The organism is Sporomusa sp. (assembly GCF_035561255.1).
Taxonomy (GTDB): Bacteria; Bacillota; Negativicutes; order Sporomusales; family Sporomusaceae; genus Sporomusa.
Window position 1 is genome coordinate 24895 of record NZ_DATMXX010000326.1, and the last position, 6928, is coordinate 31822.

Here is a 6928-nt window from a genome sequence, read left to right on the forward strand (position 1 = left end):
TTTTCATTATCCTTCGGCACGTACCCCTGCAACTACCAGTTCCTGATATTCTGATTTATGGCTATGGCTGGCAGCCTCAGTTTTATAAAAACCTGTTATGGTTTCAAGAACTACCCCATACTGTTCATAAAACACCGCAATTAAATCGTCACTTTCTGCATGAGCTAAAGCAGTTTCCACAGCCTCACGCTCATCACGGATTGTTGTGATACACTCAGGATTAAAACCTGCTTCCAACGCGCCCTGCACAAGCAGAGCGGCAGTCTCACCAGGCTGGCGCCCACGCAGGTCAGCGTCTTCCTTGATATAAATAATATCAAATCCTTGACCGGCTTCCCTGCCAAAACGCATGATTACATCATCCCGCCGGTCACCTGGTGCAGCAATAACGCCGATAAGGCGCTTAGGATTAAGATGGCGAAGCGTACTCACAAGGGCCTGACAGCCAGCTGGATTGTGAGCATAATCAACACAAACCCGGAAGGTGCCAACATTCATTAACATCAGCCGTCCTGGGTTTTCACAGAAACTGACCAAACCTTTACGGATTTCTGCAGGATAAATCCCTTGACACCAGCAAGCGGCAGTGGCAATAACCGCATTCTGAATATTATGCCCGGCATAGCCTTGCAGTGTCAACGGGATATCTGTGATATTAATGACAGGTTGCTCATTTTGGCCGTTGGCGATATAGATAACACCATTTTTAACAAAACAGGCCTTACCGCCTTCACCCAGGTGGCGACGAACAATAATATTATCAGGTTTTGCACTAAAATACACAATTTCCGCTTTAACCCGTGATCTAAGAGTCACGATCCGGAGATCGTCAGCGTTAAGAAGCGCCGTACCATCCGGGCGTACGGTTTCGATAACCAATGATTTTATATACGCTAAATCGTCGAGATCTTCAATACCGTCCTGCCCAATGTGGTCTTCTGTAATATTAGTAATAACCCCAACATCGGCCACATCATAACCTAATCCGCCGCGGATGATTCCTCCCCGCGCTACTTCAAGCACGGCGACCTCGACAGTGGGATCAGCCAATACCATGGCAGTGCTGACCGGTCCTGTGGTATCCCCACAGGCGATACACTCCTGATCCACATAAATGCCGCCAGATGTAGTCATTCCTGTTCTATGGCCAGCTTGACGAAAGATATGGGAAATCAGTCTGGTTACTGTTGTTTTTCCATTTGTACCAGTAACCGCTATGATGGGTATCCGGCCATCAGTGCCTGCAGGAAACAAATAGTCGACAACAGCTGCACCAACATCGCGAGGCATTCCGGCACTCGGATACTGGTGCATCCTTAGACCGGGAGCAGCATTAATCTCAATTATGGCACCATTACGGTCATTCATCGGTTGAGTGATATCAGTGATTACAAGGTCAACCCCGGCAACATCCAGATCAACAAGCCGGACTGCCCGTTCCACCAACCGCACAGTATCCGGATGGATAGCATCCGTAACATCGGCAGCAGTAGCACCAGCACTCAGATTTGCGTTATCACGGATAAAAATATGCTGCCCCGCTTTTGGTACAGACTCAGTCGTTAGGTTTTGTCTGGATAACGTAGCTGCAGCAGCAGCGTCCAGTTCCAAGCGGGTTAACGCCCGGCTATGGCCTAAGCCACGCGCCGGATCCAGGTTCACGATATCCGCAAGTTCGGCAATTGTATGAATACCATCGCCCACCACATGAGCCGGTATCCGCTCAGCACCTGCGACCAATTTGCCATCAACAAGACATAACCGGTATTGACGACCGATTATATATTCTTCTACCAAGATACGTTCATCAAACTGGCTTGCGAGCATAACGGCCTGTTCAATCTCACTTTCGTCCAGAATATTGAGAGTTACACCATTACCATGGTTGCCGCCAGCCGGTTTAATGACAACCGGTCTGTCAATAGCAGCAAATGCCTCCAGGGCTTCAGCCATATTCGAAACAATATACCCGCAGGGTACCGGAATAGCATTTTGGCGCAGAAGTTTATTAGTGAGATATTTATCACCAACTAAGTCAACAGCCACCGAGCTTGTCCGACCTGTAACAGTGGCCCAAACCCGCTGTTGCCTATTGCCATAACCCATGATGAGGAAATTATTATCATAATCCGGGCGCAATACTGGAATCCCTCTCCGCCGGGCCGCTGCATAAATCGCCTCAGTGCTTGGTCCAAGTTTAGCGTCTTCGCCAACCCTTTTAAGCTGAGACACCAGCTCCGGCACATCGAACGCCCGGCCATTTAACACTGCAGTAAGCAGGCAGTGTGTACCTTCTATGGCTGCCAGTCCGACTGGACCTGACTTACAGCCAATAATAACCTGGTAAACGCCCATCCGGCCCGCTCCCCTGGTCTTGCCAAAGGCTGACATATATTCGTTACCTGCCAGCGTTTGCAGCTCCAGGGCAACATGTTCAAAAATATGCGCTAAATAGGTTCCTTCCTGTAAGCGTTCAGCAAAGCCGCCAGGATATCCCCGCGAGCATGAGTGCTGCTGCAGCCCAGGCAGTAAGGCCAGCAAACGAACCACAAAGCCATCAATAGCATTACTGGCAATATCCTCATAAGCCCCAATATCAAGCAATGCTTTGACGATAGGCCTGTAGCTATACACATTGGGCCCGGCAATAAAGCGTGAATATAATAATTCCATGACTAATCCCCCTCAAACCTAGTTTGTAGCAAGTTGAATAGGCAATCGTAGGTTTAAATCAAAACCATAGCCTGCCGGCAAAATATGCAGCAAGACATTGGATATGGCCAAAGGCTGGCTCTGATTGGACTCTGATATATTTGAGTAAATAATATTTTTGCCGTCAATAATTGTCACCGTCTGTGAACCCACTATTTCACAAACCCGGTCAGGCCCCACAATAAGTGCAGTATCTTCATCAATCCCAATACCCATCACATGAGGGTTTTGCGCAACCGAGGACAGCAAGCGATTAATACGCCCCCGCTGAGCAAAATGCTGATCAACAACTGCCTCACTCAAAAAACCCATACCATGGGCCATACTGAGCGAAGACTTTTTCGGGGAGTCATTGGAGTGTCCACCAACAATCATGGTTTCGCTCATGACGGCTGCCCCGGCGCTTGTCCCTGCCACAACAGCACCCTGACTAAAGGCAGCACGAATGGCGGCGTCAACTGCCGAGCCGCCTAAAATACTTGTAAGCCGCAGTTGGTCGCCGCCAGTGAAAAATATGCCTGTGGACTTCTTTATTATCTCGGCCTGCTGGGGTTGATTAGCCGTTTCCCTGTTGGCAATAGCCATAATATTTACTACAGCCGCGCCCATTAAAGTAAATATATCTTTATATTCACTGCCAACAATGCGCGGCTCGTCAGTAGCTGTAGCTATTATTACGATAAGACTGTCCCGCCCACCAGCCATGTCCACAAATTTGCGCAGAATAACACGTTCGCCGGTTTTGTCTTCGTGACCGCCGATGATAAGCAAGCTGCCAGGTGTTTTGCGTTTGTTGTCTGCCGTTTTGTCACTCATTTTGTTAAAATATCTCCTGTTTTAGCCTTTACTCCTATTTTTACCAAAAATGTCGGTTCTTTATACCCTTAGCTACGCTAACCAAACGCACAGTTTCTGAATATAATGAAGCAGAGAAATTGGGAAACGGAGGTTATGCCAGCGTGAATGTAAGAATGATATATCTCCCGGAATCACTAAAAACTATCAAACTAGCGGAAGATGAACGCTACATTAGCTACTGCCAGAATCAGTCTGCTGAAATTAGCGAGGTAACGCCAGCTCCTCGAATTGACAGAGTAAGCACGTCGCTGCCTAGAGCAAATATCCTGCTTGTCAAATCCCAGCGTCAGCTAACTTTATTTGACGGCAATAGTCCTACGCGGCAGTATCCTGTCGCAATCGGCAAACCATCAACCCCCACCCCGCTCGGCAATTACGCAATTGCCACCAAGATCATAAATCCTGGCGGCATTTTAGGAACGCGTTGGATGGGTCTTAATTTTGATGCGTACGGTGTTCATGGCACAAGTGCCCCCTGGCTAATTGGGAAAATGGTATCAAATGGCTGTATTCGAATGCATAATGCTCATGTTGAAGAGCTCTTTGCCTTAGTTAGTGTTGGCACTCCTATTTATATTAGGGATTAAATCTGTCAGCTGACGCATTACCCATTCGACCTTACCGCGCCGGGCGATCAAAAATTCTAGTAAAGCCTGACGTTCACCCGGGTCTGGCAACCACACCTCAGGAATAGTATCGACAAACTCCGAAAACCCAGTATCTGGAATGTTTTTAACCGCTTGAACATATTTAAAAAAATGCGTTGGTTTAAGATAGTATTTTAAAAGAACGCCATAAGATCGCCGGTGATTTAGGGTTATATTGTCAGTCATCTCTTTAAGCATTTCAATCGTCCATTTCCCACGACGAAACAGGTGAGAATTGTCGATAGCATATAGTTTATAACCATTCTTTTCTCTTCGAATCAGCAGGTTCTTACGATTTTTAGTGCGATCAGGGTTGTGGAATAAGTGGTCAAAAAGCATGACTCCGGCCATCTGCTCTTTATTTGTCGCCCGGTGCAGGTTGTATTTAGTTACATATCCGGCCCCTTTTAGATACTCACAACCAAAGTGCCAGCCTGGCGGCACACCCGCAGCAGTCAATCGTTTGCTATTGGCGACGACTTCGCCAGAAATCTCAATAGGGCCCCCAGGAGGGAAGCAAAGATCAAGCCATTGTCCAAAACGGACAGCTAATAATTCATTTACAAGTACTTTAGCGCCAAGGCGGTTAGTCGATAGTTTAACAACACATATCTTACTCTCGCTGTGGTTGTTTTCGGCCCGAAATAGTTGGGGGGACGTCGCCCCCAACCCTACTGGGCCTAGATATTCTATCGCCCGATACATCTAGCCAACTCCTCTCCCATCATCCCCAAAATCCCGGCAGCTGCAGCTTCCGGGATTTTTTCCATTAAAACAATACCCAGGGATTTTTCCATCCCTGGGTCATTATAATTAGCCGTTCGGATCAAGGAGTACCATTTACCAGCCAGCTGGCAATCCAACCAGTTGTAGACCCATCAGAAAGCAAAACTTTATACCATCCGAAAGCCTGCTCTCTTACGGTTAATGTTGTACCTCTATTTACCTTTGTAACCACTGGATAGTTGGTGCCTGGTCCGGATCTAATATTCACGTTATTACCACTGACAGTTACTGTACCACTGGCAGTCGTCGGTGTACCGGCAGTAGGAGTAATAGGACCAGTGACAACCACATTCTGCTCGCCAAAGGCCTCTATGTCACCACCACCAGTTTCAGAGGCTGATACGGTCTCATTGTCAAATTGGCTGGCACTGGCTTTATCAGTTGATCCCGAACTTGAAAGCACCCCAACCTCGTCGATAGGGCTTAATGCGTATACATCCATCTCAGTGGTAGTAACCACCCGGGTCCAGACCTTAAGTACAATCGTAACATGCACTTTACGCCGATCATGATGGCAGTGGAAATCATAGTCTACAAACTCAACAACGACATCAGATGTTGCCTTCATCTCAGGTTCAGCACCATCGACTTCAATATCACGCGTCCAACGGATATGCCGTCTTTCAAAAGCATGCACCGGCTGGTTAGGCAGGTCGGCTACATACATGACCTTTACCTCTAGCTCACCGCGAACAATAACCTTATCCCTAATAACATCAATTTTAGTAATTTCTAATTCCTTGACATATACGTCAACCACTTGTTCAATATCTGGTTTTTGTGTTGGTACAATCATATCAAGTTCTACAACCCGTTGTGCCATCTCGGCGCCCAGGACCTGCTCAACCTCAATTGTTTCCGGACCTGGTTCCGGGCAACCGCATAGCAGTTCCGAACTTTCAACAGTTGTTACCCCTGATACTGATTTTGTCGAGGTGGATAAAGTATCAGTCGAGGCTGATACTACCCTTGTTTTGTCATCATCCATAGTTTCCCCCCCTTATTCAGGCTCTCGTTCTGACTATTATCCCTTCGGTTTGGTAGGCAGGCTGCTGGTACCAATATTTACTTCGCGATCAGTCATCACTTTGGCTGTAACTTTTAGGATAACAGACACGTCAAATTCCCGGCAGTTGTGGTGATGATGGTGATGGTGGTGACCGCAGCCATCATCGTCGTCGTGGCAGTCATGGTCATGATCATGGTCATTGCAGTCGTCGTCATCGTCGTCATCATCGTTATCGTCATCGCAGTCAACAGGCTCAAAGTTCTTGTATTTGTATGCACGATGGTGGTCATCCACATCATAGTCAACAAATTCAACAATTACGCTGGCCTCAGCATCCATCCCCCTGCGAGCGCCTGGAATATCAATATCAAGAGTCCATTTATAATGCCTGATTTCCACAGCATGAACAGGCTGATCAGGTAAAGATGCTACGTAAATAGCTTTTATTTCGAACTCGCCGCGAACAATTACTTTGTCTGTAATAACATCAACACTGCAAACTTCTACTTCTTTAACAAATACATCAACAATTTGTTCAATAGAAGGTTTCCTTTCTGGAACAACCACGTGAATATCCAGAGCTTTTTGTTTTTCCTTTTCCCCTATTATTTGGCGCACGATAATAGTTTGCGTTTCCGCACCTAGAGTGCAGTTATTGGCTCTATCGTTCATGCAGATTCCCCCCTTTTATATTCTAGTTATATATATGCCTGCTCTAATTTTTATGTGACAAAAAACTAAAAAATGGCAAAGGACAGCAACCATTAAAAAAGCGGTTATCACAGGCACATCCTAACTATAACTATGATCCATACTCCTAAAACATGACATGATAAATACATTTACCAGCACTATTAATAATCTGAACCTGACAAGATGTAGCAAGAAAATAAATGTTATACATAAATCCTGTCTC

General features: G+C 46.4%; 6 protein-coding genes. 1 reads left to right on the forward strand and 5 read right to left on the reverse strand.

The features are described 5' to 3' along the window. Positions 1-6: 6 nt before the first annotated feature. Together cphA and VN379_RS18000 are read right to left on the reverse strand one after the other, a co-directional pair. Complete coding sequence (cphA, locus tag VN379_RS17995) at positions 7-2673, reverse strand: cyanophycin synthetase (protein WP_325536340.1); 2667 nt, start codon at positions 2671-2673, stop codon at positions 7-9. 18 nt (positions 2674-2691) lie between these two features. Next, the gene (locus VN379_RS18000; RefSeq protein WP_325536342.1) at positions 2692-3528 is read right to left on the reverse strand and encodes a cyanophycinase; all 837 of its coding nucleotides are present in this window, start codon (positions 3526-3528) and stop codon (positions 2692-2694) included. A gap of 143 nt (positions 3529-3671) precedes the next feature. Here VN379_RS18000 and VN379_RS18005 point away from each other — a divergent pair, with 143 nt between their 5' ends. After that, positions 3672-4157, forward strand: a complete 486-nt coding sequence (locus VN379_RS18005; protein ID WP_325536343.1) for a L,D-transpeptidase — start codon at positions 3672-3674, stop codon at positions 4155-4157. Here the strand turns inward: VN379_RS18005 and VN379_RS18010 are convergent. The 3 genes from VN379_RS18010 to VN379_RS18020 form a co-directional block, all read right to left on the reverse strand. Then, positions 4119-4922: a HipA family kinase gene (locus tag VN379_RS18010; RefSeq protein WP_325536344.1), complete on the reverse strand. Its 804-nt coding sequence runs from the start codon at positions 4920-4922 to the stop codon at positions 4119-4121. The genes VN379_RS18005 and VN379_RS18010 overlap by 39 nt on opposite strands. 121 nt (positions 4923-5043) lie before the next feature. After that, complete coding sequence (locus VN379_RS18015) at positions 5044-5991, reverse strand: SPOCS domain-containing protein (RefSeq protein ID WP_325536345.1); 948 nt, start codon at positions 5989-5991, stop codon at positions 5044-5046. A gap of 36 nt (positions 5992-6027) precedes the next feature. Beyond that, positions 6028-6684 carry a DUF3794 domain-containing protein gene (locus VN379_RS18020; RefSeq protein ID WP_325536346.1) on the reverse strand — a complete coding sequence of 219 codons (657 nt, stop codon included), beginning with the start codon at positions 6682-6684 and terminating at the stop codon, positions 6028-6030. Positions 6685-6928 lie beyond the last annotated feature (244 nt).

What these genes read in the sequence shown, in the direction of transcription:
- VN379_RS18015 (WP_325536345.1), bottom strand. Translation starts at nt 5,991, where the DNA reads ATGGATGATGACAAAACAAGGGTAGTATCAGCCTCGACTGATACTTTA.
- VN379_RS18010 (WP_325536344.1), bottom strand. Translation starts at nt 4,922, where the DNA reads ATGTATCGGGCGATAGAATATCTAGGCCCAGTAGGGTTGGGGGCGACG.
- VN379_RS18020 (WP_325536346.1), bottom strand. Translation starts at nt 6,684, where the DNA reads ATGAACGATAGAGCCAATAACTGCACTCTAGGTGCGGAAACGCAAACT.
- VN379_RS18000 (WP_325536342.1), bottom strand. Translation starts at nt 3,528, where the DNA reads ATGAGTGACAAAACGGCAGACAACAAACGCAAAACACCTGGCAGCTTG.
- cphA (WP_325536340.1), bottom strand. Translation starts at nt 2,673, where the DNA reads ATGGAATTATTATATTCACGCTTTATTGCCGGGCCCAATGTGTATAGC.